This is a genomic window from Methanococcus vannielii SB, from assembly GCF_000017165.1.
GTDB classification, from domain to species: Archaea; AGJL01; Methanococci; order Methanococcales; family Methanococcaceae; genus Methanococcus; species Methanococcus vannielii.
This window is the reverse complement of sequence record NC_009634.1, coordinates 1,250,001-1,276,280: the sequence shown is the minus strand read 5'-3', so window position 1 is coordinate 1,276,280 and position 26,280 is coordinate 1,250,001. Positions and strand designations below refer to the sequence as shown.

The 26,280-nt window shown below is 30.3% G+C and carries 22 protein-coding genes and 1 rRNA gene; 12 read left to right on the top strand and 11 right to left on the bottom strand.

Translation table 11 applies throughout. The features are described from left to right. Nucleotides 1-125: 125 nt before the first annotated feature. Complete coding sequence (locus tag MEVAN_RS06425) at nt 126-1,295, bottom strand: tRNA (guanine(10)-N(2))-dimethyltransferase (RefSeq protein ID WP_012066054.1); 1,170 nt, start codon at nt 1,293-1,295, stop codon at nt 126-128. 257 nt (nt 1,296-1,552) lie between these two features. Here MEVAN_RS06425 and nrdD point away from each other — a divergent pair, with 257 nt between their 5' ends. From nrdD to MEVAN_RS06405, 4 genes are all read left to right on the top strand, one after another. Further along, entirely contained in the window at nt 1,553-3,859 is a 2,307-nt protein-coding gene (gene nrdD / locus MEVAN_RS06420) for an anaerobic ribonucleoside-triphosphate reductase (RefSeq protein WP_012066053.1), read from the top strand. 111 nt (nt 3,860-3,970) lie between these two features. After that, nucleotides 3,971-4,672, top strand: a complete 702-nt coding sequence (queC, locus tag MEVAN_RS06415) for a 7-cyano-7-deazaguanine synthase QueC (RefSeq protein ID WP_012066052.1) — start codon at nt 3,971-3,973, stop codon at nt 4,670-4,672. 8 nt (nt 4,673-4,680) lie between these two features. Continuing rightward, a complete protein-coding gene (locus MEVAN_RS06410; protein ID WP_012066051.1) occupies nt 4,681-5,685 on the top strand; it encodes an iron-containing alcohol dehydrogenase in 1,005 nt (334 codons plus the stop codon). Between the two features lie 178 nt (nt 5,686-5,863). Then, nucleotides 5,864-6,616, top strand: a complete 753-nt coding sequence (locus MEVAN_RS06405; protein WP_012066050.1) for a DNA alkylation repair protein — start codon at nt 5,864-5,866, stop codon at nt 6,614-6,616. Nucleotides 6,617-6,646: 30 nt separating this feature from the next. Here the strand turns inward: MEVAN_RS06405 and hemL are convergent, their stop codons facing one another. The 5 genes from hemL to MEVAN_RS06380 form a co-directional block, all read right to left on the bottom strand. Further along, nucleotides 6,647-7,930, bottom strand: coding sequence for a glutamate-1-semialdehyde 2,1-aminomutase (gene hemL, locus MEVAN_RS06400; RefSeq protein ID WP_012066049.1), 1,284 nt, complete (start codon nt 7,928-7,930; stop codon nt 6,647-6,649). A 113-nt stretch (nt 7,931-8,043) separates the two neighbouring features. Continuing rightward, a complete protein-coding gene (locus MEVAN_RS06395) occupies nt 8,044-8,319 on the bottom strand; it encodes an EMC6-like membrane protein (protein ID WP_012066048.1) in 276 nt (91 codons plus the stop codon). 10 nt (nt 8,320-8,329) lie between these two features. Beyond that, nucleotides 8,330-8,569, bottom strand: coding sequence for a hypothetical protein (locus tag MEVAN_RS06390; RefSeq protein ID WP_012066047.1), 240 nt, complete (start codon nt 8,567-8,569; stop codon nt 8,330-8,332). Between the two features lie 175 nt (nt 8,570-8,744). Then, complete coding sequence (locus MEVAN_RS06385; protein WP_232179325.1) at nt 8,745-10,094, bottom strand: sodium:solute symporter family protein; 1,350 nt, start codon at nt 10,092-10,094, stop codon at nt 8,745-8,747. A 243-nt stretch (nt 10,095-10,337) separates the two neighbouring features. Beyond that, on the bottom strand, nt 10,338-11,267 hold the full coding sequence (locus MEVAN_RS06380; protein ID WP_012066046.1) for a manganese-dependent inorganic pyrophosphatase: 930 nt from the start codon (nt 11,265-11,267) through the stop codon (nt 10,338-10,340). Between the two features lie 702 nt (nt 11,268-11,969). Here MEVAN_RS06380 and MEVAN_RS06375 point away from each other — a divergent pair. Next, nucleotides 11,970-12,314: an ArsR/SmtB family transcription factor gene (locus MEVAN_RS06375; protein WP_012066045.1), complete on the top strand. Its 345-nt coding sequence runs from the start codon at nt 11,970-11,972 to the stop codon at nt 12,312-12,314. A gap of 44 nt (nt 12,315-12,358) precedes the next feature. After that, a complete protein-coding gene (locus MEVAN_RS06370; protein ID WP_012066044.1) occupies nt 12,359-14,449 on the top strand; it encodes a heavy metal translocating P-type ATPase in 2,091 nt (696 codons plus the stop codon). A gap of 35 nt (nt 14,450-14,484) precedes the next feature. Here the strand turns inward: MEVAN_RS06370 and MEVAN_RS06365 are convergent, their stop codons facing one another. Continuing rightward, complete coding sequence (locus tag MEVAN_RS06365; protein WP_012066043.1) at nt 14,485-14,895, bottom strand: winged helix-turn-helix domain-containing protein; 411 nt, start codon at nt 14,893-14,895, stop codon at nt 14,485-14,487. A 110-nt stretch (nt 14,896-15,005) separates the two neighbouring features. Here MEVAN_RS06365 and MEVAN_RS06360 point away from each other — a divergent pair, with 110 nt between their 5' ends. The 3 genes from MEVAN_RS06360 to glyS are packed head-to-tail and all read left to right on the top strand — an operon-like array spanning nt 15,006 to nt 18,199. Further along, nucleotides 15,006-15,566, top strand: a complete 561-nt coding sequence (locus MEVAN_RS06360) for an XTP/dITP diphosphatase (protein WP_012066042.1) — start codon at nt 15,006-15,008, stop codon at nt 15,564-15,566. Nucleotides 15,567-15,574: 8 nt separating this feature from the next. Beyond that, entirely contained in the window at nt 15,575-16,456 is an 882-nt protein-coding gene (locus MEVAN_RS06355; protein ID WP_012066041.1) for a triphosphoribosyl-dephospho-CoA synthase, read from the top strand. Nucleotides 16,457-16,474: 18 nt separating this feature from the next. Next, nucleotides 16,475-18,199 carry a glycine--tRNA ligase gene (glyS, locus tag MEVAN_RS06350; RefSeq protein ID WP_012066040.1) on the top strand — a complete coding sequence of 575 codons (1,725 nt, stop codon included), beginning with the start codon at nt 16,475-16,477 and terminating at the stop codon, nt 18,197-18,199. Between the two features lie 44 nt (nt 18,200-18,243). Here glyS and MEVAN_RS06345 read toward each other — a convergent pair whose 3' ends face one another. After that, nucleotides 18,244-19,470 (bottom strand): aldo/keto reductase, encoded by a 1,227-nt coding sequence (locus tag MEVAN_RS06345; RefSeq protein WP_012066039.1) that lies wholly within the window; start codon nt 19,468-19,470, stop codon nt 18,244-18,246. A 148-nt stretch (nt 19,471-19,618) separates the two neighbouring features. Then, a complete protein-coding gene (locus MEVAN_RS06340) occupies nt 19,619-20,977 on the bottom strand; it encodes an MATE family efflux transporter (RefSeq protein ID WP_012066038.1) in 1,359 nt (452 codons plus the stop codon). A 104-nt stretch (nt 20,978-21,081) separates the two neighbouring features. Here MEVAN_RS06340 and MEVAN_RS06335 point away from each other — a divergent pair, with 104 nt between their 5' ends. From MEVAN_RS06335 to ablB, 3 genes are all read left to right on the top strand, one after another. Beyond that, nucleotides 21,082-21,804, top strand: coding sequence for a hypothetical protein (locus tag MEVAN_RS06335; protein WP_012066037.1), 723 nt, complete (start codon nt 21,082-21,084; stop codon nt 21,802-21,804). Between the two features lie 273 nt (nt 21,805-22,077). Beyond that, entirely contained in the window at nt 22,078-23,379 is a 1,302-nt protein-coding gene (kamA, locus tag MEVAN_RS06330) for a lysine 2,3-aminomutase (protein WP_012066036.1), read from the top strand. Then, entirely contained in the window at nt 23,379-24,209 is an 831-nt protein-coding gene (gene ablB / locus MEVAN_RS06325; protein ID WP_012066035.1) for a putative beta-lysine N-acetyltransferase, read from the top strand. Before kamA ends, ablB begins: the two co-directional genes overlap by 1 nt. An 11-nt stretch (nt 24,210-24,220) precedes the next feature. Here ablB and MEVAN_RS06320 read toward each other — a convergent pair whose 3' ends face one another. After that, entirely contained in the window at nt 24,221-25,918 is a 1,698-nt protein-coding gene (locus MEVAN_RS06320; protein WP_012066034.1) for a cation:proton antiporter, read from the bottom strand. A 223-nt stretch (nt 25,919-26,141) separates the two neighbouring features. Further along, nucleotides 26,142-26,256, bottom strand: a 5S ribosomal RNA gene (gene rrf, locus MEVAN_RS06315). Nucleotides 26,257-26,280: the final 24 nt, after the last annotated feature.

The window sequence follows — 26,280 nt, the reverse complement described above, 5'->3', positions numbered from 1 at the left end:
ATATTTATTTAGTATAGACTAATTGCATGAAAATGAAAGTAATAATAAGATAGTTATTAATTCAAATATTAATGACTAAAATTAGGACTAAAAATTTCATAATAAAATTTTTTTTGGTAAAACGCCTAAATCTTTTTTAAATTATATTCTGAAATTAAAACTGCTATATCGGATAATTTAGCATCTGTTTTAATTCCATACGGGTTATAGTGAACCCTTGTAACGATAAATCCATTTTCTCTTAGTTTTTCCATGAGTTCAGTTATTGGGGGAACAAGCTTTTTTATGAAACTGCATATTTCATGAATATCATAACAGCCCACTTGTTCAATTTTTGACTCATTTAAAATATATTCCAATAAATTCACTGCTTTTTTTGAATAATTTCTCGTTTTTGCAGTGTTTAATGCATCTTCAACTATTTTTGTGTTGTTGATTGAGCCCATATAAAAAGGGCCACCGTATCCTTTTTCATATCCTTCTTCAAAAGATTTAAAGGATTTTTCTTCGCCATTTAAAGTTACGTATCCAAGATTTTCTATTGCTAAATCTGCCTTTCCAGCCCCTCTTTCAGTAACTAGGAATGTTCTTACATAGTGGTCAGTTACATGGGAAAATATAGGTTTTAACCCTACATCATATTTTGAAGCCATTCTTATTGCACATCCTACCATAAGTCTTACTGCAAGTTCTTTATCGGCCCTAAGGGGTACTGCACCGTATTTTCTAATGCATGTTTTTCTATATGCTCCACATAACACTGCGGTATCGGTTGCAGTCATGCATAAAAGCCCCCCTTTTGTAAGTGTTGCCCGAATTCCGCTGTCAAGATATGGAACAGGGGATCCAAATGGGTCTAAATCAGTTACATTAAATAATTTAAAATTTTTTGATAAAAGAACGTTTGCATCTTCGTGAAATACAGTCACGTTTTCAAGTCCATTTAACTTTAAATTTTGATTTATCATTTTTACGGCACTTGGATTAATATCTCCAATATTAACTTTTAATTCCCCCTTAAATTCTAATTCATTAGCGTACCTAAGCCCCCTTGCTCCGCTGCCTCCTAATGGGTCGCATATTAAAAATTCTTCTCTATCAAATTCGTTTAAAAAAGCCTGAATTACAGATACGGATAAGTCCCTATTGGCCTCCATTACAGGATTATAAAATACTATGTCTTTTTTTGACGTTTTTGAGTCTTCCAAAACTATAAGATTAGTTCTTCCTTCAGTAATCACTTTTGTTTTAGAATTTATTTTTTTATAATCCTCATTATTTAATATTTCGTCCATATTAATTCACCAGATCGTATTAAAACCGTTTATTTTTTAAATAATAATATCCGAATTTCGCATCGATAACAATATATATGTTCCATACCTACTCCTAGGATAATAACAAAAATATTGTTTATTTATTATAAATATGCTACAAGTTATTTCATAGGCTAGTATATTAAAAATTGCAACTTATGATTATTCAAGCCTTAAAAATCAAAACTTTTTGTTCATACCATTTTTATTTTTTTATACTCTTTTAGGTGATTTTGTTGGCATCTGGCTCAAAATATGCGGATTTAGAAATAAGTGTTGTAAAAAGAAGCGGTAATGAAGAATCCTTCAATGTAAATAAGTTCGTAAAATCGCTCATAACATCCGGTGTTGATTACGAAAACGTTGATACAATATTATCAGAAATTCAAGGGAAATTTTACAATGGAATGTCGACTGAAGACTTAAAGTCTGTGGTATATAGTATTCTAAAAGAATATGATAAAAAAACCGGAAAAAGTTACTCTAAAAAGTACATGTCTGAAAACTGTCTAAAAATAAGAACTTCCGAAAAAGAATTTGAATCGTTTAATAAAGAAAAAATCGTAAAAGCGTTAATTCAGGAAGCAGGAGCAGATTTAAAAACCGCTGAACGAATTGCATTAGAAGTAGAATCGGAAGTTAAAACTTTAAATTTAAGTTATCTTACTGCCCCAATGATTAGAGAAATTGTAAATACTAAACTTATAGAACATGGATTAGAAGAATTCCGACATAAACACACGAGACTTGGAATTCCGGTTTATGACATTATTAAATTAATTGAAAAAGGTTCTAAAGACAATGCAAACCTTATGCACAACCCGGAAAGTATTCATAAATGGGTTGCCGATGAAACAATGAAACAGTTTGCACTTTTAAATGTATTCCCAAAATACATTGCAGATGCCCATATGCGAGGAGACATTCACCTTCACGACCTTGAATATGCTGCTGTAAGAACAGTTTGTTGTCAGCATGATTTAAGGCAATTTTTCATGCACGGTTTAAAGGTAGATGGAACCGGTAGACATACAAGTGTTTCAAAACCTGCAAAACATCCAGATGTGGCGTTACAGCATGCTGCAAAAGTATTAAGTGCTGCACAGTGTGAAATGTCAGGTGGACAATCAATTGATGAATTTAATGTATGGATTGCACCATATATTAAAGGACTTCCTTATGATGAAGTAAAACAGCTTATGCAATTGTTTATTTATGAAATGAACCAGATATATGCTGCAAGAGGTGGCCAAGTCGTATTTAGTTCAATAAATCTTGAATTAGAAGTTCCAGAATATTTAAAAGGTAAACCTGCTGTAAAAGCAGGTCAAATAGTTGGAGCATACGAAGAATACGATTATGAAGTCAAATTAATTGCTAAAGCACTTGTTGATGTATTAATGCAAGGTGATGCGTATGGTAAACCATTCTTATTTCCAAACATTATTTTTAAATTAAGAGAAAATGCATTTAAAGATGAAAATAAAGATTTAATGATAAAAATACACGAATTAAGTGCTAAATGGGGACTTCCGTACTTTATAAATATGTTTGCAGATTATCAGTTCAAAAACACTAATGCAATGGGATGTAGAACCCGGTTGAGTGGAGATTGGGGGAATAGCGTTGAAGAAAGTTCCCTTAGAACCGGAAACATGCAGTGGTATACTGTAAATCTTCCAAGAATTGCTTATGAAGCAGACGGGGACGATGGAAAACTTTTTGAACTTCTTGAAGAAAAATTGAGCCTTATAAAACACGGTCTTGAACTAAAACACGAAATTACGAAAAAAAGGCTATATCATGATAAGACACATCCATTTTTAACTCAAAAATTCGATGATGAGCAGTACTATGGATACGACAACACGACAAAAACTTTCGGATTTGTAGGATTAAACGAACTTTTAAAATACCACGTTGGAAGCGAAATTCATGATACAAAGGATTCATTAGATTTTGGGGAAAAAGTAATTTCATTTATTCGAAATTATGCAGATTCACTTAAAAAAGAAACTGGGCTTAGGTGGACCGTAACTCAAACGCCTGCAGAAAGTACGGCGGGAAGATTTGCAAAGTTAGATTATAAATACTACCGGGAAGAGACTAAATCCGTTGTAAATGGGGAATTAAGCGATTTAAATAGCATCTACTACACCAATTCGTCACACGTTAGGGTAAATGCACCCGTTACACTTGGGGAAAAAGTAAGTATTGAAGAAAAATTCCATTCATTATGTAATGGTGGGCATATCGGCCACTTCTGGAATGCTGAAGCGTATGCAAATCCAGAAGTATTGATGGAAATTACTCAAAAAATGGCTAAAACAAACATTGGTTTTTTCACGTACACTAAAAATTTGAGTATTTGTGAAAAATGCAGTCTTGCAATGGGTGGCTTGAAAGATAACTGTAATGGGTGCGGAAGTAATTCGATTGAAAGGTTTTCAAGAATTACGGGATATTTACAAAATGTTTCAAACTGGAACAAAGCAAAACAGAAAGAACTAACCGATAGAAAAAGTAATTTAATTAAATTTTAGCTTTTTTAATTTTAAATTTTTTTAAAGTAATTTTTATATGACATATAATTTCTATAATTTTAAATACTCTTAAATATATAAAGTGAATGATTTAACATAAAAGGTGTTTTAATGAAGGCTATCTCGGTATTAAGCGGGGGACTCGATTCTTTAGTGACTTCAATGGTTGCAAAAAAGGAAAATTCTGAAATAGCAACAGTTACATTTAATTACGGGCAGATGGCCCTTGATAAAGAACTAAAATCTGCTAAAAAAATTTCTAAAGTACTTGGTGCAGAAAATCAGGTATTTGACATATCTTTTGTAAAAGAATTTAGTAAAAGTGGCCTAAATACTGGAAATATTCCTAACCCAAAAAAAGATGACCTAGATGATTTTAAAGAGTCTGAAAAAACTATGAAATCAGTTTGGGTTCCTGCAAGAAACATGATAATGTTTTCAATTGCTTCAGGCTTTGCAGAAGGGATAAATGCAGAAAAAATATATTCAGGATTAAATAAAGAAGAAGGAGTAACCTTTCCAGACAATTCTACTGAATTTATAAATAGTTTTAATAAAAGCCTTGAATATGGGACACTAAATAAAGTTAAAATGTATGCTCCACTTTATAATCTCGATAAAGTTGAAATAGCAACTTTTGGAAAAAGATTAGAAGACGAATTAGGTTTGGACATTTTAAAATACAGTTACTCTTGTTACAGAGATAATTTAAAAGATTACCTACACTGCGGAACTTGTGAAAGCTGTATGCGACGAAAAAGAGCGTTTGAATCTGCCGGAATCGTTGACCCAACAAACTATATTCTTCAATAAGTGAAAAAATGATTGTAATCCCAAGATATTCTCTAATTAAAGAAAAAGCATCTGAAAGACTGCCTGAACTTCTTGAAAATCTTAATTTAAAAAAACCTCTTGTAATTACTGGAAAAAATACCAAAAAATACAGTAAAGGTTTTGAATTTATTTATTATGATGAAATCGACATATATAACGAAGAAGGCTTTCAAAAAATTGGAAAAGAATACGATTCAATTATTGGAATTGGAGGGGGAAAACCAATCGACATTGGAAAAATAATATCCAATAAATCCAAAAAACCTTTTGTAAGCGTCCCAACTACTGCTTCAAATGATGGAATTGCCTCCCCCATTGTATCATTGACCCAACCTTCATACCTTGCAGAGTCTCCAATTGCAATAGTAGCAGACATTGATATAATCAGAGAATCTCCAAAAAAACTCCTTTCTGCAGGAATGGGAGACATTGTTTCAAATATTACTGCGGTTTTGGATTGGGAGTTAGGTAAAATAGAAATGAATGAAAAATATAGCGATAGTTCAGGAATTTTTTCAAAAACAATTGCAATTGAACTTATAGACTACGTTTTAAACTATGATTTAAAGGAATATCCAAAAAAACTTGTAAAGTCACTTATTGGAAGCGGTATTTCAATCGCAATTGCACACTCTTCAAGGCCTGCATCAGGGAGTGAGCATTTATTTTCCCATGCCCTTGATAACCTTAAAAATAAGTATGAATTAAATATAAATTCGCTTCATGGAGAACAGTGTGGATTAGGAACGATTATCATATCCCAAATGTATTATGAAGAAGGTAGGATTGACTTTAAAACTGTTGAAAAAGTAAAAAATTCGCTAAAAGCAGTTAATGCACCAGTTACTGGAAAAAAACTTGGATTTGACGAAGATTTATTAATAGAAGCACTTTCTTCGGCCCATAAAGTTCGAAAAAGGCATACCATTTTAAGAAACGGACTTTCAAAAGAAAAAGCAAGAGAAATTCTTGAAAAGTCTGAAATTATTTAATTTATTTTAAAAATTTGAAATTAAAAATTATAGTTGTTATTTAAAAATTAGTAAAGAATATTTTTCATTAAAACATTTTTTATTTCGTATACCTTTTTTTATTTTTTACCGAGATTTAAAAACCATGATTCTAAAACTTAATATATAAAATTTATAGGTTGGAGGGGGTTGAAATAAAGTGATAGAACAAAAATTTATTGATAACGATAATATTTTAGAAGTAATAATTCAGGTGTTAGGACAAAATTCCGATGAAAAAACAAAATTAAGTGGGTCTAAATTCTTTAAAGAACAAATTAAGCTTCACGGGGTAAAAGTTTCAACTGTCACAAAAATTAGTAAAGAATATTTTGAATATATAAAAAACTGCGATAAAAATGAAATTTTATCCCTTTGTGAAACGCTCTTTTCATCAGGATACTTGGAAGAACAGTTTATTGCATGCAATTGGTCGTACTATTTGAAAAACCAGTATAGTATGGATGATTTTATCACTTTTGAACGGCGGTTAAATCAGTATGTTACTAATTGGGCTTCTTGTGACACACCATGTAACCACACAATTGGAACATTTATTGAAATGTATCCAAATTTTATACAAAATATAATAACTTGGACAAAATCAAATAACCGCTGGCTTCGAAGAGGGGCTGCAGTAACGCTCATAATTCCTGCCCGTAAAGGAAAATTTATTGATGAAATTTTTCAGATTGCAAATAACCTATTTAGCGATAAAGAAGATTTGGTGCAAAAAGGGTACGGCTGGATGTTAAAAGCTGCAAGTGAATCTCATGAAAAAGAAGTTTTTGAATACGTGATAAAAAATAAATCAAATATGCCAAGAACTGCGCTTCGATATTCAATAGAAAAAATGTCAAAAGAATTAAAAGAAGAAGTTGAAAAAATAAATTTATTATATATAAAAACTTAAAACTTAGAAAAAAACGTAAAAAATATAATTTTAAAGCTTTTTCATTGCAATATCTATTGCATTCATTGTTTTTTCTAAAACAAAATCGTCGTGTTTTATTGACGTGAAACAACATTCAAATTGGGACGGGGGAATAAATACGCCATTTTCTAACAAACTGTAAAAGTACTTCATGAACTTTTCAGTATCGCTCGATTTTGCGTCGTCATACGTTAGTATATCTTTGTCGTTAAAGTAGACTTGAAATATTGAAGCAACACTATAAACCCTTGCAGGAATTTTGTATTTTTCAGTCGTTTCAATTAAATAATTAGATAAAATTTCCGCTTTTTTAGCAGTTTCTTTATAAAATGCATTATTAAGATTTTTAAGTGTTTCAATTCCGGCAGTAACTGAAATAGGGTTTCCATTAAATGTTCCTGCCTGATAAACCTGCCCTTTTGGCGAAAATTGTTCCATTAATTCTTTTTTACCTGCAATTGCACCGATAGGAAATCCACCACCAAGGATTTTTCCAAGTGTTGCAATATCTGCTTTTACACCATAATATTCTTGAGCACCACCTTTTGAAAGCCTAAATCCAGTAATAACTTCATCAAATATTAATATTATTCCGTTTTCTTCCGTAATTTCCCTTAAAAATTTTAAATATCCGTCTTTTGGTAAAATACATCCCACATTGCCCATCATAGGTTCAAGAATAATACATGCAATTTCGCCTTTATTTTCAGAGATTACTTTTCTAACCGCACCTTCGTCATTAAATGGAATTAAAAGTGTATTTTTAGTTGTATCTTCCGGAATTCCTGGCGAATTTGGAGCCCCGTGTGTTAAAGCACCACTTCCGCTTTTTACGAGCACATAATCGTGTGCACCATGGAATGCACCTTCAAATTTAATGATTTTATTTCTTTTTGTAACTCCCCTTGCAAGCCTTATAGCGCCCATTGTAGCTTCTGTTCCAGAATTTACAAATCTAACCATTTCTGCACAGGGAATTCTATTTATAACTTCCTTTGCAAGAATGATTTCTTTTTCACTTGGAACTCCATAAGCCGTTCCAAAATCCATTTGTTCTTTTACTGCATTTAGTATCTTTTCATTTGCATGACCCAAAACCATTGGCCCGTATGCTAAACAGTAATCAATAAATTCATTTCCATCTTCATCATATAAAAAGCAGGATTTAGCAGATTTTACAAAAAATGGAAACGGTTTAAAGGATCTTACAGGACTATTTACTCCACCTACAAGGTACTTTTTTGATTCATTAAATAATTCTCCAGATTTATCCAATTTTATATTTAAGTCCACTAAATCACCTGATATAATTATAAAATAATAAAACGTAAGTCTAGAGATTTTAAAATTAAAAGTTTAAAGGTTACTTTTTAAAGGTTACTTTGAATAACCGTTAAACTATGTTATTAAAGAACTCCATTATAAGACATTACCCAAAATACCATTCCTATAAAGAAAAAAGGCACTAACCCACTACCAAGCCAGTCCTTTTGATTCATACTTTCCTTTCCAAAAATAAAAGCAGTTATATGCCCAGTAATCAAAAGTGCTATAAACATGAACACAAATGAAGAAATTCCGCTAAATATACCTAAACCATATGTATAAACGTAGTTTGTAAGATAGCCAAATACTGCACCAAATACTGCATGAATTATCGTAACTTTTGCATCTAATTCCATTTTTTACACCTTATTCTCGTATTAATTCATGAATTGTATATATTTTAATATTTTCTTTTGGTCTCTTGCTATTAGTATATTCATAGTCCAAAATTACATCTACTTCATCATTTACATAAAAATTGCGGTTAACGGTTACCCTATCATTTATTTCAAGTAAAAAAGCGAATTTTTTCTTAGTTTTTAGAGAACCTTTATCTATTATGGCATTTTCTTCCGTTAAAACCGGATTAATACAGGAATAGTGCATAATACCCCGAAAATAAAAATTTTTAGTAGTTCTAAAGTATATTTAGTAATTATCATATTTATTAGTAATTATTTTGACATTGTAGAGTCAATTTGTTTTGAAAAATTGGCTTACCAAACTATCTAAATTATGATATATACAAATTTTGAAAAAATCGAATAAAAAGGGTAAATAATTATTTTTTATCATTATATATGTAATTAATATGCTCCTGGTCAAACGGCTTTGTAACTAAACTTACGAGTATTATAACAAATATCGGTGCGATCATTGCTAAAGAACCAACTGCTGGCATATAAACGCTATTTATTCCATAATAGTAAGCCCCGCCAAGCATGATTGAAAGTGCAGAAATAATGCCTGCCCATACGCCTGATTTTGTAGTGTTCCTCCAATAGAGTCCAAGTAAGTACGGAGCAAGAAGACATCCTGAAACAAGACCCCATGAAAGTGCCATTAATGAAAGAACGTAATTATTTGGAACTACAGCAAGAATGAATGAAAGTATTACAAATAAAACGCAAAGTATTTTCATTGTCGCCATTGTATGCCTTCCAGAAAGTTCCGGTTTTAATCGCCCTTTTAAAACATCTAAGGTAACTACTGAACTTGATGCAAGAACTAATGATGCTAACGTTGACATTGATGCAGAAATTACAAGGACAAGTATCAGTGCAGAAACCCATTCTGGAAGTGCGATGCTCATTATTTTTGGGATTATCATATCTGGATTAGTAATTCCATTTGCAAGTTTTGAAGCTTCGTCTGGGAAAAATATTCTGCTTACCATTCCAATAAATACTGCCCCAGACGTTATTACAAATGCAAATGCTGTTGAAACCCATTTCGCTGAAACTGCTGCTTTTTCGCTTTTTATGGTGTAAAACTTGTGTATCATTTGAGGAAGTCCCCAGCTACCGATACTTGTGAGTAATACTATCCCGATTACAGGAATAAGGCTTACTTCATTTATAGGGGTAACAAGCATCGGGTCTATTGTACCAAGGTTTGAAAGTATATTTGAAAATCCTCCAACTTCAGGATTTTTACTTAAGAAAAATACCATTAAAAATACCCCTAAAAGCATAATACATCCTTGAACAAAATCTGCAAGAGTTGCTGCAACGAATCCCCCAAAATAAAGGTATATTGCAGTTAATGCAGCTATCATTAAGTATGCGAAAAATGAAGGTATTCCAAATCCTTCAAAAAGATAATTCAATCCCTTATATATTGATGCTGAATACGGGACTAAAAAGAAAAATATTATAAATGCTGTTAAGGATTCAAGATTTTTACTTTTATACCTTTTACCTAAAAAGCTCGGCATCGTCGATACAGAAAGCCGGTGTGTTATTTCCCTTGTTTTTTTACCGAGAACCTGCCATGCTAAAAAGCTTCCTATAATGGTGTTTCCAAGAATTAGCCAAAATGTTGAAAGTCCAAAATTCCATCCCATTTTACCTGCAAATCCAATAAATATAACTGCTGAAAAGTAAGCAGTCCCATAAGAAAATGCTGACATTCAAGGATTTACATTTCTACCCCCAAGTAAAAAGTCAGAAACGCCTTTTACCTTATTCTTAGTTACCGTTGCAATTGTAATAATTAAAGCTACATATATTGCTAAAAACAAATAGTGCCACATGTTTAACCTCGAAAATATTATGAAAACCGGATTTAAGAACATTCAATTTTCAAATTTTATGTATTTTAACGATATTAAGTTTTTGCAATGATTTAAAACTTTATAAAAATTAAAAAATTATTATTGATGGCCGTCATAGTATTTTTGAAGGTTTGGAACAACTTGTTTTTTCCTAGACATCATTCCATCAATAAATATGCTTTTTCCATTCAAGTTTACAGAAAATATTTCTTTAAATGCTTCTTTATTTCCGGCAACTAAAACTTCACTTCCTTCCCTCATTATATCTGTTGCAAGGAATAAAATCATGTCGTAGTTTTCCAAACTAACCTTTTCATCAATTAAGTTTTGGATTGCATCTTTTTTACTTGCAATTTCTTTAATATCAATCATTTCAGCTTGCCCAATTCCAATTTTCTTACCATTCATTTCAAAATCCTTATAATCAATATTTAAAATTTCTAAAGGGCCCAGTTTACCAATTGTTGACTTTGCAGTTAGCATTTCCATTCCGTACGCTTTTATATCTGAAATGTTTGCAATTTTTGCAAGTTTTTCTGCAAGTTCCCTATCAAGAGGGGTTGCTGTTGGGGACTTGAAAAGTAAGGTATCTGAAAGAATTGCCGAAAGTAAAACCCCTGCAATATCTTCTTTTAATTCCTTATTTTTTCCGCCAATATAATCCATTATTCCCCTGAAATATAGTTCAGAAATAACACTTGCAGTTGATCCGATTGGCTTAGAAATATAGATTATAGGCTCAGATGTTGTAATTCCAATTTTGTGGTGATCGATAATTCCAAGTAATTTTCCGTTTTCTAAATTATCTAAGCTTTGGGATTTTTCAGAGTGGTCTACAAGGTAAAGTTCCTTTCCTTCAGCAGACTTGATTAATTCGGGCTCCATTATTCCAAATTTTTTTAAAATAAACTGGGATTCAGGATTTAATTCACCCAATCTTGCTGGAAATGCATCTAAAAAGTAAGCAAGAGCAATTGCTGAACAGATGCTGTCAGAATCAGGATTTTTGTGCCCTACAACATATCTCATGAATATCACCAAAGTCAAATTTTAAGGTTTTTGTATTATTTAAACTGATAAAGACTATAAATACATAGTGATACTTTAAAGAAAAAATTGAAAAACCGTAAATTGGGAAAGACTATAAATATAAAGTAGTACAATTATTACTATCTCCAATAAACCGACCTACATGGAGCTTGTGAATCTTCTCGCAATGATAGCGGGTTCGAATTTGGAGTAACACGCTTTTAATCGAATTTTTGGGCGAGTTGTAAGAGTTGGTAGGATCCTTACTGTGAAAACAATACAGCAAAAGTTCGTACATTGCTCTCGACATAAAGGGTTATCTGACAGACATGGTATATTCCAAGGATGAAAATCGGTGTTAATGTCGAGGGACATTTTTTTAAATAACGTGCAATAATTCTAAAATTTAAACCTATGAATAAATAAAAATATTGAAAATATTAAAAATATTATTTTAATACAGCTAAATATTGAAATTGCCGGTTTTGAATGCATGAAGTTTAAAAATAATTACTAAAAAGTTTAAAATTCATTTTAATCGTTTATTGGAAAACTTTTTTTAATAAGGGTTAATACGCTAGTTTTTAGCGCCATTTATAAAAAATTATATATAATACTTGAACAATTATTCAATTATAGGTTATAATTTATAAATCATTGTCAATATTCTTAAATTAAAAATAAAGGTTTCTGGTGAGAATCATGCGTAAAATGTGTGAAGAATTCTGTATTCATGAAGAAAATGTCCATAGGGTACGGGATAATTTACCAAAAGAAGACGAAATTAAAGAAATTTCAAATATTATGAATTCTTTTGGAGATCCAACTCGTTTAAAAATATTATTGTCTTTAAAAGAAGGAGAATTATGTTCTTGCGATATTTCCGAAATCTCTAAAATATCCATTTCTGCAACCTCCCATCAGCTTCGACTTTTAAGGGATAGAAAGCTTGTAAAATATCGAAAAGAAGGCAAATTTGTATATTACGAACTTTACGATGAAAAAATTAAGAAGTTTTTAGAAGTAATCCTTGAATTAAATAAATAAAAATGTATTATATAATTGTAAAAAAGTATTAAAAAGGTAGTAAAATGTACCGACATTATGAACTAAAAGGGCTTTGTTGTGCAAATTGTGCTTTAAAAATCGAGAGAATCCTATGTGAAAACGGATATCCTTCAGCAAGAATTAATTTTTCAACTTCAGAACTGTTATTCGCGGAAAAAAGCGTTGATATTAACTTTGTTAAAAAATTAATCCATTCAATAGAACCAGAAATTATATTAATAGAAAAAGAAAACTTAGATTATAAATTAAGTTCCAATTTAACATTTAAAGACTTTGTTGATTTTAAGGAATTAAAAATTATCATATTTTCGCTTATCCTGTTTATTTTTGGTATTTTTGGAAGTTATTTAAATTTTGAACCGTTTATAGTATTGATGATTTTTTTAACTAGCTACATGATTTCAGGAAATAAGGTATTTAAAAAAACATTCAAAAATGTAAAAAGAGGAGACTTTTTTGATGAAAACTTTTTAATGACTATTGCAACAGTTGGTGCATTTTTAATTCACGAATATCCTGAAGGCGTTGCAGTAATGCTTTTTTACCGAATAGGTGAATTTTTACAGGATTTAGCGGTTTCAAAATCTCGAAGTTCTGTAAAATCATTATTGTCTTTAAAAGCAGAGTATGCAAACTTAAAAAAAGATGACAAACTTTTAAAGGTCAGTCCTGAAACCGTTAAAAAGGGCCAAATAATTATAATAAATCCTGGAGAAAAAACTCCTTTAGATGGGATAATTTTAAACGGAAATTCATCGATAGATGTTTCGGCATTAACTGGTGAAAGCTCACCAAGATATTTAAAAGATGGTGATGAAATATTATCAGGAATGGTTAACCTTACAGGGCCACTTACTGTAAAAGTAACTAAAGAGTTTGAAGAATCAACAGTTTATAAAATTCTTGAATTAATAGAAACTGCAAATGTAAAAAAGGCAAAAACTGAAAAATTTGTAACCAAATTTGCTAGGTATTACACCCCTTTTATTGTATTTTTAGCATTTTTAGTCGTTGCAATACCAATACTAGCTTTTAATGAACCAATAATTCCTTGGGTTTATAAAGCTCTTGTTCTTTTGGTTATTTCATGCCCTTGTGCACTAGTTTTATCCATCCCTTTAAGTTACTTTGCAGGAATTGGTAAACTTTCAAAGGATGGAATACTGGTTAAAGGTTCAAATTACATAGATATGTTGAGTAAAACTAACTATGTAATATTCGATAAAACAGGAACACTTACAAAAGGTAGCTTAAAAGTCAAGGAAGTATTTCCAAAAAACGGGTTTTCTAAAGAAGAATTAATCGAAATTGCGATAACTTCTGAATCACGATCTAACCACCCCGTTGCAAAGGCCATTATATCCAAATATGGAACAAATAGATTTTTCGAGTTTAGCGAATATAAGGAAATCCCTGGAAAAGGTATTGTTGCAAAGATACATGGTTTTGAAGTGATTTCAGGAAATGAAAAATTAATGGAAGAAAGCGGAATTGATGTAAAACCAATGGATTCTTTCGATATAGCGGTGCATTTTGCAATTGATAAAAAGTATGCAGGATACATTTTAGTTTCTGATGAATTAAAAAAAGACTCAAAAAACGCCATTTTAGAATTAAAAAAGCTTGGAATCAAAAAAATTTCAATGTTTACGGGAGATAGTTATCCTGTTTCTAAAAAAATTTCAGAGGAAATTTCAATTGATGAATTTTATTCAGATTTACTTCCAAAGGATAAAGTAACACTTTTAGAAGAAATTGAAAGAAAAAAAGACAAAAATGAATCAATTGTTTTTGTAGGGGAGGGAATTAACGACGCTCCAGCAATTAAAAGGGCAGATGTAGGGATATCAATGGGAACTCTTGGAAGCGATGCTGCAATTGAATCTTCAGACGTTGTGATTATGGATGATAATCCTTTAAAAGTAGCCCAGTCAATTAAACTATCAAAAAGAACAAAAAATATCGTCTGGCAAAATATTTTCATGATTTTTGGAGTTAAAATAGCATTCATAACTCTTTCAATATTTGGTAGGGTAACAATGTGGGAAGCAGTATTTGCAGATGTGGGAATTACCATTATTTCAGTTTTAAACTCCCTTAGGATTCTAAAATGAAAAAATAAATAATTAAAAAGAATAAAAATAAATATTTATTTCCTGTGTTTTAACATTTCTAAACCTTTATCTGTTATTGTATATCCGTCCCCGATTTTTGAGATGTATCCTCCGTTAAATAACTCATTAATGTATTTTTCAACTTTTTTAAAACCAATATCTTCTAAAACCATTTTATAACGGTCTACAGACTCCTTACACGGACTATTATATACCCCATATAAAATTTCAACGTATTCCTTGACAACTTCTCGGTTTAAGTCAAAAAAGCCTTTTTCAAGGTCAAATATCAGGTCTTTTATCATTTCTCGGTCTTCACCATAACGCTTCAATTTATATTCTAAAAATATCTCTTCTACCTCTTCAGGTGACAAGTTAACGCCATCAAAAGCCGATAAAAGGTTCAATTCAAATTTACTTAATTCACTAGCTGTAGTTTTAGTCATTTTCCAACCCCCCGTTAATTTAAATTCCTGTTAAAAATTATTTTTATAAGAATATAAATAGTTGCAAGTTAGAATTAGTGTTAAAATCCAAAATTAATTCTGGTGGTTTTATGAAGATTTATTTTGCAACTGGAAACCAGAACAAAGTAAATGAGGCCAATATTATTCTAAAAGGCCTTGAAGGTTACGAATTAGAACATTTGAAAATTCCATATGCTGAAATTCAAGGCACTCTTGAAGAAGTTTCTAAAGTTGGAGTAAAAGAAATATATAATAAAATTAAAAAACCCGTAATTGTAGAAGATAGTGGTTTTTTTATAGAATCATTAAACGGATTTCCTGGAACATACTCAAAGTACGTTCAGGAAACACTTGGAAATGAAAAAATTTTAAAACTCCTAAAAGACGAAGAAAACCGAAAAGCATATTTTAAAACTATAATTGGTTATTTTGACGGTATAGATTTAAAATTATTCAGGGGTGAAATTTTTGGAAGCGTTTCTAAGGAGATAAAAACTTCTGGTTTTGGATTTGCATATGACAGCATATTTATCCCAGAAGGGCAGAATAAAACTTTTGCAGAAATGACTACAAAAGAAAAAAGTGATATTTCACACAGAAAACTTGCATTTTACAAATTTAAAAGTTATTTAGAATCAAAAGTAAAATAGTGAAAAATATGAAACCGTTTGAAATCATGAAAGCATCTCAAATTGCTTGCTGTTTTGAAGTAGGAAGTTTTAAACCTGGAAACGTCCATAAAAACAGGGATTACGACGATATAAAATATCACCATTTTATAAGTTCAGGAATTGCATTTGGAGATGTAGTCCATGATGCATGTATGCATCAAAACAATATTGGAAATTACATTAAAAAAGCAGTTATTGAATCAAAACGATGGTCTCCAACTAACGCTAATCTTGGAATAATAATGCTTCACTTGCCAATTTCAATTGCCGCATCAAAAATAGGCGAATTTGACGAAAATTTACTTAAAAAAGAAACGAAATTGATTACAAAGTCGACTTCAGTTTATGATGCCATTTCAGTTTATGATGCAATTGAAATTGCACTTGCATTTGTCGATTCACCAAAGGAAGGCCCTGACTTAAAAAATAAAAATGCCAAACAAGAATTAATTAATAAAAATCTAACACTTTATGATGTATTTAAAATATCTTCCTCTTGGGATAATATTTCAAAGGAATGGACAGAAAATTTTAAAATATCATATAAAGGTTATAATTTGATAAAAGAGTACTATGAAGAACTAAATAATATCAATCTTTCAGTAACTAAGACATTTATAAACTTACTTTCAGAATATCCTGACACACTAATTGCAAGAAAAAAAGGAATAGACATTTCAAAAATGGTTTCAGAAAAAGCTAAAGGGGTTTTAAATGACTTTACAAAAGAAAATGTAATTGATTTCGATAAATTTTTATCTAAAGATGGCAATAAGTTAAATCCGGGAACTACCGCAGATTTAATAGCATCGTCCCTTTTAATATTTTTACTCGATAGAATAAGTAGCGAAAAAACGATAATTTATTAAGTGTTATAAGGTGATTTAATGGATAAATACGATAAAATAATAGATTTAACTAAAAGAAGGGGTTTTTTATGGAACTCTTTTGAAATATATGGTGGCATCGCAGGATTTTTTGATTACGGGCCACTTGGTGCAATTTTAAAAAGTAGCGTGATAAACACGTGGAGAAAACATTATATCATTAACGAAGGGTTTTATGAAATTGATAGCCCCACAGTAAACCCTTACGAAGTTTTAAAGGCATCCGGCCACGTTGAAAACTTCACAGACCCGCTCGTTGAATGTAAGTCATGTTTAGAATCATTTAGGGCTGATCATATTATTGAGGAAAATATAGAAGTTGATACAGAAGGTAAAACCTTAAACGAACTCCAAGAAATGATTGAAAAGAATAATATAAAATGTCCAAAATGCGGTGGGGAATTTAAAGAAGTAAATACGTTTAATTTAATGTTTGCAACGTCAATTGGCCCAGGCGGAAAAAGAGCGGCATTTATGCGGCCCGAAACTGCACAAGGCATATTTATCCAATTTAAAAGAATAAGCCAATTTTTTAGAAATAAACTTCCATATGGTGCTGTTCAAATTGGTAAGGCATACAGAAACGAAATTTCGCCAAGACAGGGCGTGATAAGGTTAAGAGAGTTTACCCAAGCTGAAGCAGAATTTTTTATTGATTCAAGGAAAAAAGAGAATTTTGAAAAATTTGAAAGCGTAAAAGACTTGATTTTACCATTGCTTCCAGGTAAAAACCAAGAGAACGAATCCTTAAGTTCTGAAGAAAAAATCGTTAGAATGAGCTTAGGTGATGCAGTTAAAAATAAAATAATCGCTCACGAAGCAATTGCATACTACATTGCAGTTACTAAAAAGTTCTTGATGGACATTGGAATTGACGAAACAAAATTAAGGTTCAGGCAGCACCTTCCAAATGAAATGGCCCATTATGCAGCGGATTGCTGGGATGCAGAATTATATACTGACAGATACGGCTGGATAGAGTGTGTAGGTATTGCTGACAGGACTGATTACGACTTAAGAGCACACATGAAAAACAGTGGTGAAGATTTATCCGTATTTGTTGAATTTGATGAATCAAAGGAAATTGAAGTTTATGAAATTGAATTAAACTATAAATTAGTTGGTAAGACGTTTAAAGGGGACGCTAAAATATTAGAAGAATCCTTAAAAGAACTTTCAAATGACAAAATGGAAGAATTAATTAAAACACTCAAAAATAATGAAAAGTATATTTTAAAAACGTGTAAAAGAGATTTTGAAGTGTTAAATGAGTACTTGACTGTTAAAAAGGTTAAAAAGAATGTTACGGGGGAAAAAATAGTTCCACATGTAATTGAACCTTCATACGGTATTGATAGAATTACTTACTGCGTAATTGAACATGCTTTTAAAGAGGAAGACGATAGAACCCTTCTTGCTTTTGTAAACACCGTTTCACCAGTAAAGGTCGGTGTTTTCCCACTCGTTAATAAAGAAGGAATGGACGAAATTGCAGAAAATTTAAAGAACAAATTTAGAAAAAACGGGATAATTGCAGAATATGACGACAGTGGTGCAATTGGACGGAGATACATGCGAATGGACGAAATTGGAACCCCTTTCTGCGTAACGGTTGATGGGGAAACTTTAAAGGATAATACTGTAACCATTAGGGAAAGAGATTCAAGAGAACAGTTTAGAATTCCGTTAGACGGTGTTGTTGATTATATTAAAGAAAAACTCTAACTTATTATTATCTTTTTAAATTAAATTATTAGTATAAAAACATTTTAATTAAATGCCTTATTCTTTACTGAAGTGATTAAATCATAAATCGGCATAATAAGTTTTAACGTTCTTACTTTATAATTAAACCCTTTTCCACCAAGTTCCCTTGAAACATCCTTTAGAAGTTTAGGAATAGGGAGTTTTTGAGGACATTTTTTAACACATTTTCCGCAATTTGTACATAACTTTGCGTGAGAAGGTTTATTACTGATAATTCCCCCTAAATTCATCAGATAACGAAATTTAACTGCTGAATCATTAAACATTGCATTTTGATTGTACATTGAAAAACATTCCAAAATATCAACACCAAATGGGCAAGGCATGCAGTATCCACATTTTGTACATTTTATTTTCATTTGTTTTCGATAAACTTCCTTTACTTGTTCATAAATTCCTAATTCCTCGTTTGATAAAGAACTTTCACTAACTTCGTTTAAAATAGAAATATTTTCAATTAGCTGATTTTTAGTATTCATTCCAGACAATATACAGGTAACTTCCGGATGATTTATTACCCATCTTAAAGCCCAGTTTGCAGGTGTTCTTTTAGTAGTATATGAATTAAAAATATTTTTTGCTTCTTTTGGGATATTTTTTGAAAGATTACCGCCCAATAACGGTTCCATTATAAATACGCCAATTCCTTTTGATGCGGCATATTTTAAACCCTCTTTTCCGGCTTGATTTTTTTCATCCAAATAGTTATACTGGATCATGCATGCATCCCAGTTATATGAATCAATAATTTCCTTGAATGTTTCTAAATTATCGTGATATGAAAAGCATGCATTTTTTATCTTTCCTTTTTTCTTTGCATCGTCTAAAAACTCTAAGACGCCTAAATTTTTCATTTTATCCCAACTTCCTTTCGAAAGACTGTGGATAAAATAATAGTCGATATAGTCTGTTTTCAAATTTTTAAGTTGGGTATCAAGGTACATTTCCATATCTTCATATTTTTTAACTGACCACTGTGGAAGCTTTGTTGAAAGTTTTACTTTATTTCGATATCCATTTGAAAGAATTTCACCTAAAAAAGACTCACTAAATCCGCCATGATATGGAAATGCCGTATCGATAAAACTTACGCCGTTCTCGATTGCATAATAAATAAGTTCTTTTGCACTTTCTTTGTCTATAAATCCGTTTTTTGTCGGGAGCCTCATTGCTCCAAACCCTAAAACCGAGATTTTATCGCCTGTTTTATTAATCTTACGATATTTCATAAAAATACCTTATTTTTAAATTTCTGATTAAGTTTAAATTTAAACTTATAAGTATAGTTTCTAGTTTTTAACTAATTAGTATTATGTTTTTAAATATTTTAAACCTGCCCTTTAATTTAAAAAAATATTATGGCCATAAATACAACTTTCAAACATTAACTGTATTTAATGTACGTTTAATTGCTACTTTAATAAATATAAACCCTACTATTAATGTTAAAATCTCTGCTAAAGGTTGTGAGGCCCATATCCCATTAATCCCAAAATTTTTTGGAAGTATTATTAAGAGCGGAATTAAAAATACAAAAACCCTGATTAAAGATAGGGTATTTGAAACGATACTATTTCCAATAGACTGAAAATACGTGATTATTAAATAATTTAAACCGAAAACGGACAAACCGTATGCAAAATACCTTAATCCAAAGATTGAAGTTTCAATTAACAAGCTATCAGTTTGATTAAAAAGCATTACTGGAATTTTTGGAAAAATTGAAAACAATAAAAAAACTAAAATTCCAACTATACTGCAAAGTATGCTTGACGTTCGAATTATTTCTTTTACACGAAAATACTCTTTTGCACCAAAATTATAGCTTATTATTGGCTGAACTCCATTACCTAACCCAATAAAAATCAACATTATAATTGCAAAGATATAACTTACAATACCATATGCTGAAACGTCTAGTTCATTACCGTATCTCAAAAATTGAATAGTATGAATTAACATAACTATTGATGCTGACATTTCGAGAATGAATGGTGAAAAACCTACGCTAAGTATTTTTTTAACATTTTTTATTTCATATTTTATATCGGAAACCTTCTCAAACAGCTTGATTTTTAAATTTGATTTACCCGCTAAAAAGTGGTGAATATATATTAAAGCACCAAAAGTTTCACCGATAACTGAAGCTAATGCAGCCCCAAAAACACCCCAGCCAAATATCACTATAAAAATTGCATCAAATAATATATTTAATAATGAACTTAAAATAATTGCATACATTGCTTTTTTTGGAAAGCCGTCATTTCTAATAATTGGGTCAAGTCCTACCTTAAACATTATAAATATTCCAAATAAATATATGAGGTTAAGGTAATCATATGATAAATTAAGAAGATTTTCAGAAACTCCGAAAAGTGCAAGAAGGGGCTTAATAAAAATCAAACTTAATAATGTTAAAATTATTCCGGTAATAAAAATTAAGTAGAATACAGTCTTTAAAATATTTTCTGCATCTTTTTGATTTCCTGCTCCAAGATTCATTGAAATATGTGAGGAAGCCCCTATTCCAAACATTAATCCAAATCCTGTTAGTAGGAAGCTAAATGGAATTGCAACGGTTACTGCTGCAATTGCATCTGAACCAACGTAGTTTCCAAGAAATATCCCATCAACTATGATATAAATCCCTAAAACTACAAATCCAATTGTTGACGGTAGTGCGTATTTTAATATCAATTTATTGATACTTTCAGTGGCCAGTTCCGTGTTTTTCATAACTTTACCTTAACATATTTATGAAGTTTTAAATTATTACATTAGTAATCTTATTATTTAAGTATACCTTAAAAACCATAATTAAAAATAAAAAAGTGGTTAAAATGAACTTAAAAAATCCTTATTCAAACTATTTAAATACTTCAATGATTTTACTGCTTTTCAGCAGCATTTTATTTTTGACACCGTTAATTTTTAATATAGATGGAATGGATGGAGGCTTTGCCATTTATTTCGTTTCAATATGGCTAATACTTTCTTTTGTAGTTTTGAACATTGTATTTTTACATTTAAAGTTAAAAATTCAGCCTGCATTAAAAAATAGCGTATTTATTGGAAAATTCATCTATGATGATAAAGAATTAAAGAAGTTAAAAAGTGAAAAATTGGCGGATTATTATGCTAAAAAATACTTTTCAATAGGAATTTGGATACTTTTAAGCATCGTTGGTATTTTTGTTGGATTATTTTATTCAGCAGATATATGGTATTTTATCATGATGTTTGGAATAGGTGCGGTTATATTTTCAATTATGTGGATTGCATCATTAATCGAATTAAAAAAATCAGTGCCTACAGAAGCTTGGTTTTTTAATAACGGGATAATCTATGAAAACTACCATATTATATTTGATGGACGAATAAATGAATTAAAAAATGCATACATTAAAGAAAAAAATAAGCTAAGATATATTATTTTTGAAGTTGAAATGCCTGTTAATCGGGGTCTTTCAAGGGAAATAGTAAAAATAAGCGTACTTATACCAAAAAATGAGGATGACTTAGATATTTTAAAAAATTATGAAAAGTATTTAAATAATATTTAAATACTTTTTTAATTGTTGGACATATTTTAACTGGTTTAATTAAATTTCATTTTTTTAGTTTTTAAATAAATCTGGAGATAATATAGATAGTATATAAAATTTTTCAGTTAACTATATATATTATTTTTTTAAAAAAAGGATATGAAAGCCTTTTTAAATTTAGATGTCTTTGTTTTCGGTTTTTTAATTTTCTATTTAGGATACCCCTAAAGGTACTATCAAGGACGGGTTTTAATTTTTTAGTTTGAATATTTAGATATATTAGGTGATATATTGAATAAAGTTGAAAATACAGTTGACTTAAAATTTTTAAAAAAATTTTCTAAAGATGTAACATATAATGATTGGAATGATTATAAATGGCAGATTTCTAATTCAATTAAATCTCTTGACATGCTTGAAAACGTACTTGAAATAAAATTTCCAGATAACGAAAGAAAAGAAATTCAAAAGGCGATTGAAGTTTTCCCAATGTCAATAACTCCATATTATGCAAGTTTGATTGACATTAGTAATTTAAAAAAAGACCCAATTTATAAACAGAGTGTAGCTTCTAAAAAAGAGCTAATAATGGAAGATTTTGAAATGGAAGACCCTTTAGCAGAGGATAAAGACTCTCCTGTCATAGGAATAACCCATAGATACCCAGACAGAGTTTTATTTTATGTAAATCCAAACTGTGCAATGTATTGTAGGCACTGTACAAGAAAAAGGAAAGTTTCAGAAAGTGAAAGTAACCCATCAAAAGAAGAAATTCAAAAGGCGATTGATTATATAAAAGAACATCCGGAAGTTAGAGATGTTTTACTTTCTGGTGGAGACCCATTATTACTTTCTGACGATTATTTAGACTGGATTCTTTCAGAAATAAGCAGTATTGAACATGTTGAACTTATAAGAATTGGTTCAAGAGTTCCAGTGGTGCTCCCACAAAGAATAACTGACAATTTAGTCAATATATTAAAAAAATACCATCCAATATGGGTAAATACGCATTTTAACCATGTTGTAGAAATTACAGATACCTCAGTAGAAGCTCTTGATAAACTTTCTAATGCAGGAATACCAATTGGAAACCAGACTGTTTTGCTTTCAGGAGTAAATGATTGTCCATATGTTATGAGAAAATTAAATCAAAAGCTTGTTTCTTCAAGAGTTAGGCCTTACTACCTTTACCAGTGCGACCTTTCTAAAGGAATATCCCATTTTAGGACTTCAATAAGTAAAGGTCTTGAAATTATTGAAAGCTTAATTGGACATACAACTGGTTTTGCAGTTCCTAGATACGTTGTTGATGCACCGGGGGGCGGCGGAAAAATTCCAGTTATGCCTAATTACGTGGTTTCGTGGGGTTCAGATAGGGTAATTCTAAGAAACTATGAAGGAGTAATTACAACGTATAAAGAACCTTCAAACTATGAAGGATGCAGTAAAAATTGTAATAAATGTAGTAGGCTATCTATTGATGACTTTGAAATCAACCAGACTGGAATTGAAAAATTAATAACAAATGTGGATACCTCAATTTCACTCGTGCCATCCAATAATAAAAGAATGTGTAGGAGGGAAAAGTAATGGAGGAAATAGTTAAGATTAACGATTCCATTGTCCAGATAAGCGAATTAAGTGACAGAATATACGTAATGAAATTTGGAAGAAATTCCATTTTAGAAACTTTAGAAGAAATTGAAAAAATTGCACTTAAAAAAAAGCTTTCAAAGATATTTTTAAAAATTCATGAGCATGACAAAAAAATATTTGAAAAAAATGGTTATATTATTGAAGGGTTGATTGAAAACTATTTTTTAGATGGAAGTGCATATTTTATGTCAAAATTTTTTAATGAGTCTAGAAAAGTACCTAACTTTTCAAAAGAGACTAAAAACGTACTAAATTATGTTAAAAGTATTTCAAAAGTTTCTAATATCCCAATTAATAAAAAATACGGAGTAAGAATTGCAAATAAAAACGATTCAGTCAATTTAGCAAAACACTATTCAAAAGTATTTGAAACTTATCCTTTCCCAATAGATAATCCAAACTACATAAGGGAAACTATTCAATCGGCTAACGTAAAATACTTTATAATAGAAGATTCTGGAAAAATCATTGCTGCATCTTCTTGTGAAATGGATAATGAAAATAAATGCGTTGAAATGACTGATTTTGCAGTACTATTTGAAAATCGAAAAGAAGGACTTTCAAGTTATCTTCTCCATATTATGGAAAAAGTAATGTCAGATAATGGTTTTAGAGTATTTTATACGATTTCAAGAAGCATATCTCATGGAATGAATATTACGTTTAAAAAAAGAGGTTATATTTATGGAGGAACCGCAATTAACAATACAAATATTTGCGGAAATCTTGAAAACATGAATTTTTGGTATAAAGTTATACAGTAAATACTAAAAAATTATTTTGTATGAATAAATAATTCTTTTGATTTTTTTAATGATTCTATGTGTTTATATTTTTCTTTTAAAAATTCATCAATGTGTAGCCCGTATTTTTCAATCATTTGTGCGGCATGAAAACTGCCCAAAAAATGAGGCATTATAACGTAACTTGCGCCTTCTTCATATAATTTAATTGCATCATCAATTTTGTGTGCAATTGAAATTATTATTGCATTTTTGTTTCTTTTAAGAATGTATTTTATAAGTAAAGTGTCTGTTTCAATGTCTGAAATAGTTGAAATTACCATTTTAGTATCATTAAAGTTTAATTCATTCAATAGTTCAAAATTTGATGCATCACCATATATACAATTATAGCCTTTTTTAGACAGATTTTTTATAATTTTTGGATTGTGATCCATAATCAAAAATTTATCCTTATAGTCTTCTAATTCATTCATTATAGTTTTACCTGTCCTATCTGCACCAAAAATAACTATTTCTCCAGAATTTCCATTTTTAAAATCTTTTTCATCTTTTTTATTCTTTCGTTCAAATACCGAAAGATATTTTGAAAGCATAGGGTACAATTGTTCTGCATAAGTTATAAAGTAACTTGAACCTGCAATTGTTAAAATACCGACAAGTGTAATCATTGAAATGATTTCTTCTGAAATATGGCCATTTCTAAGCCCCATTGTTGCAACAATTAGTGAAAACTCACTTATCTGTGCAACGGTAAGTCCTGCTAAAAAGCTCGTTTTTTTAGTATATCCAAAAAATCCCATTAATATCATTACGATTATCGGATTTCCAATTAAAACGAAAATTGAAAGAATTATTGCTGTAATTATCAGCATTCCTGAAGATTCAAATGTCATTTGAACCCCCAAAACTACGAAAAATAGTATTAAAAAGAAATCTCTTAAAGGCCTTAATTTTGAAGCAATTTCATATCTTTCTGGAAAAATTGCAAGAACTATTCCTGCAACTAGCGCTCCAATTTCGCTTGAAAATCCTAAAAGATAAAATACTGCAGATAGGCTAAAACACCACATTACTGAGAAAAGAAATAAAAATTCCTGATTTTTAGAAGCATAATCCATAAAACTCCTTAATATGTACTTTGTAAATATATATAGTGATGTTAATATTAATATTAATTTTAATACCATTCCAGTAATTAACGACCCAATACTCGCTTGAACACTAAAAGCAGATATAAATATCAAAATAGCCATTGCAGCAATATCCTGAACTATTAAAAACCCTATTGAAATTTTACCGTATAATTTATCCAAATCTCCCTTATCAGAAATTAATTTCATGATAATAATTGTACTACTAAACGTTAATGCAATTGAAATGTATGCTGATTCAACATAAGAATACCCCAAAAATAGCGATATTAAAAATCCGATTGAAAAAGTAAATATAATCTGCCCAAGTCCCGTAATTAGGGAAATTTTACCAATTTCTTTAAAATGGCCGGGATTTAATCCTATGCCCACCATAAAAAGCAGTAAGGTTACCCCATAATGTCCCAGAGTTGAGATTGATTCTTCAAATCTGACAATGTTTAAAAAATAAGGGCTTACTAAAATTCCTGTTAAAATATAACCTATAATCAACGGTTGTTTTAGTACTCTCATGACCAAAGATACTAAAAAAGCAACTAATAAAACCAAACTCATTTCAACAAATACTTCTAGCATAATTTGCCCCGTTACTCTTAAGAATTGATAATATGTTATAAACAATTAAAACGAAAATTCTATTATTAAAACCTGTTTCATGTATTTTATTCATGGATTATATAGTTTAAGTATTAACCCGTTATTAACTGGTGAAAATTATACCCTACATAATATAAAAAAGTAATAAAAAGTAAAATCTATCAATCAATATATACAAATATATATAGTTAAATTAAAAAGTGACTAACGGCGTCACTTTGTTCCCACTAGATAGCAGTACTTAAAGAATCGCTGGAGGGCTTAATTTCCGAGATCGGGATGGGATCGGATGTTACACCTCCGCTTTGACCGTTATATCAAAATGTTAAATTAAAAGTGCA

Excerpts from the sequence above, each read along its gene's own strand:
- MEVAN_RS06360 (WP_012066042.1), top strand. The coding sequence starts at position 15,006 with ATGAAGATTTATTTTGCAACTGGAAACCAGAACAAAGTAAATGAGGCC.
- MEVAN_RS06370 (WP_012066044.1), top strand. The coding sequence starts at position 12,359 with ATGTACCGACATTATGAACTAAAAGGGCTTTGTTGTGCAAATTGTGCT.
- MEVAN_RS06340 (WP_012066038.1), bottom strand. The coding sequence starts at position 20,977 with ATGAAAAACACGGAACTGGCCACTGAAAGTATCAATAAATTGATATTA.
- MEVAN_RS06410 (WP_012066051.1), top strand. The coding sequence starts at position 4,681 with ATGATTGTAATCCCAAGATATTCTCTAATTAAAGAAAAAGCATCTGAA.
- MEVAN_RS06380 (WP_012066046.1), bottom strand. The coding sequence starts at position 11,267 with ATGAGATATGTTGTAGGGCACAAAAATCCTGATTCTGACAGCATCTGT.
- MEVAN_RS06395 (WP_012066048.1), bottom strand. The coding sequence starts at position 8,319 with ATGGAATTAGATGCAAAAGTTACGATAATTCATGCAGTATTTGGTGCA.
- MEVAN_RS06320 (WP_012066034.1), bottom strand. The coding sequence starts at position 25,918 with ATGCTAGAAGTATTTGTTGAAATGAGTTTGGTTTTATTAGTTGCTTTT.
- MEVAN_RS06385 (WP_232179325.1), bottom strand. The coding sequence starts at position 10,094 with ATGTCAGCATTTTCTTATGGGACTGCTTACTTTTCAGCAGTTATATTT.
- MEVAN_RS06425 (WP_012066054.1), bottom strand. The coding sequence starts at position 1,295 with ATGGACGAAATATTAAATAATGAGGATTATAAAAAAATAAATTCTAAA.
- MEVAN_RS06365 (WP_012066043.1), bottom strand. The coding sequence starts at position 14,895 with ATGACTAAAACTACAGCTAGTGAATTAAGTAAATTTGAATTGAACCTT.
- queC (WP_012066052.1), top strand. The coding sequence starts at position 3,971 with ATGAAGGCTATCTCGGTATTAAGCGGGGGACTCGATTCTTTAGTGACT.
- MEVAN_RS06355 (WP_012066041.1), top strand. The coding sequence starts at position 15,575 with ATGAAACCGTTTGAAATCATGAAAGCATCTCAAATTGCTTGCTGTTTT.
- ablB (WP_012066035.1), top strand. The coding sequence starts at position 23,379 with ATGGAGGAAATAGTTAAGATTAACGATTCCATTGTCCAGATAAGCGAA.
- MEVAN_RS06345 (WP_012066039.1), bottom strand. The coding sequence starts at position 19,470 with ATGAAATATCGTAAGATTAATAAAACAGGCGATAAAATCTCGGTTTTA.
- MEVAN_RS06335 (WP_012066037.1), top strand. The coding sequence starts at position 21,082 with ATGAACTTAAAAAATCCTTATTCAAACTATTTAAATACTTCAATGATT.
- MEVAN_RS06375 (WP_012066045.1), top strand. The coding sequence starts at position 11,970 with ATGCGTAAAATGTGTGAAGAATTCTGTATTCATGAAGAAAATGTCCAT.
- glyS (WP_012066040.1), top strand. The coding sequence starts at position 16,475 with ATGGATAAATACGATAAAATAATAGATTTAACTAAAAGAAGGGGTTTT.
- MEVAN_RS06390 (WP_012066047.1), bottom strand. The coding sequence starts at position 8,569 with ATGCACTATTCCTGTATTAATCCGGTTTTAACGGAAGAAAATGCCATA.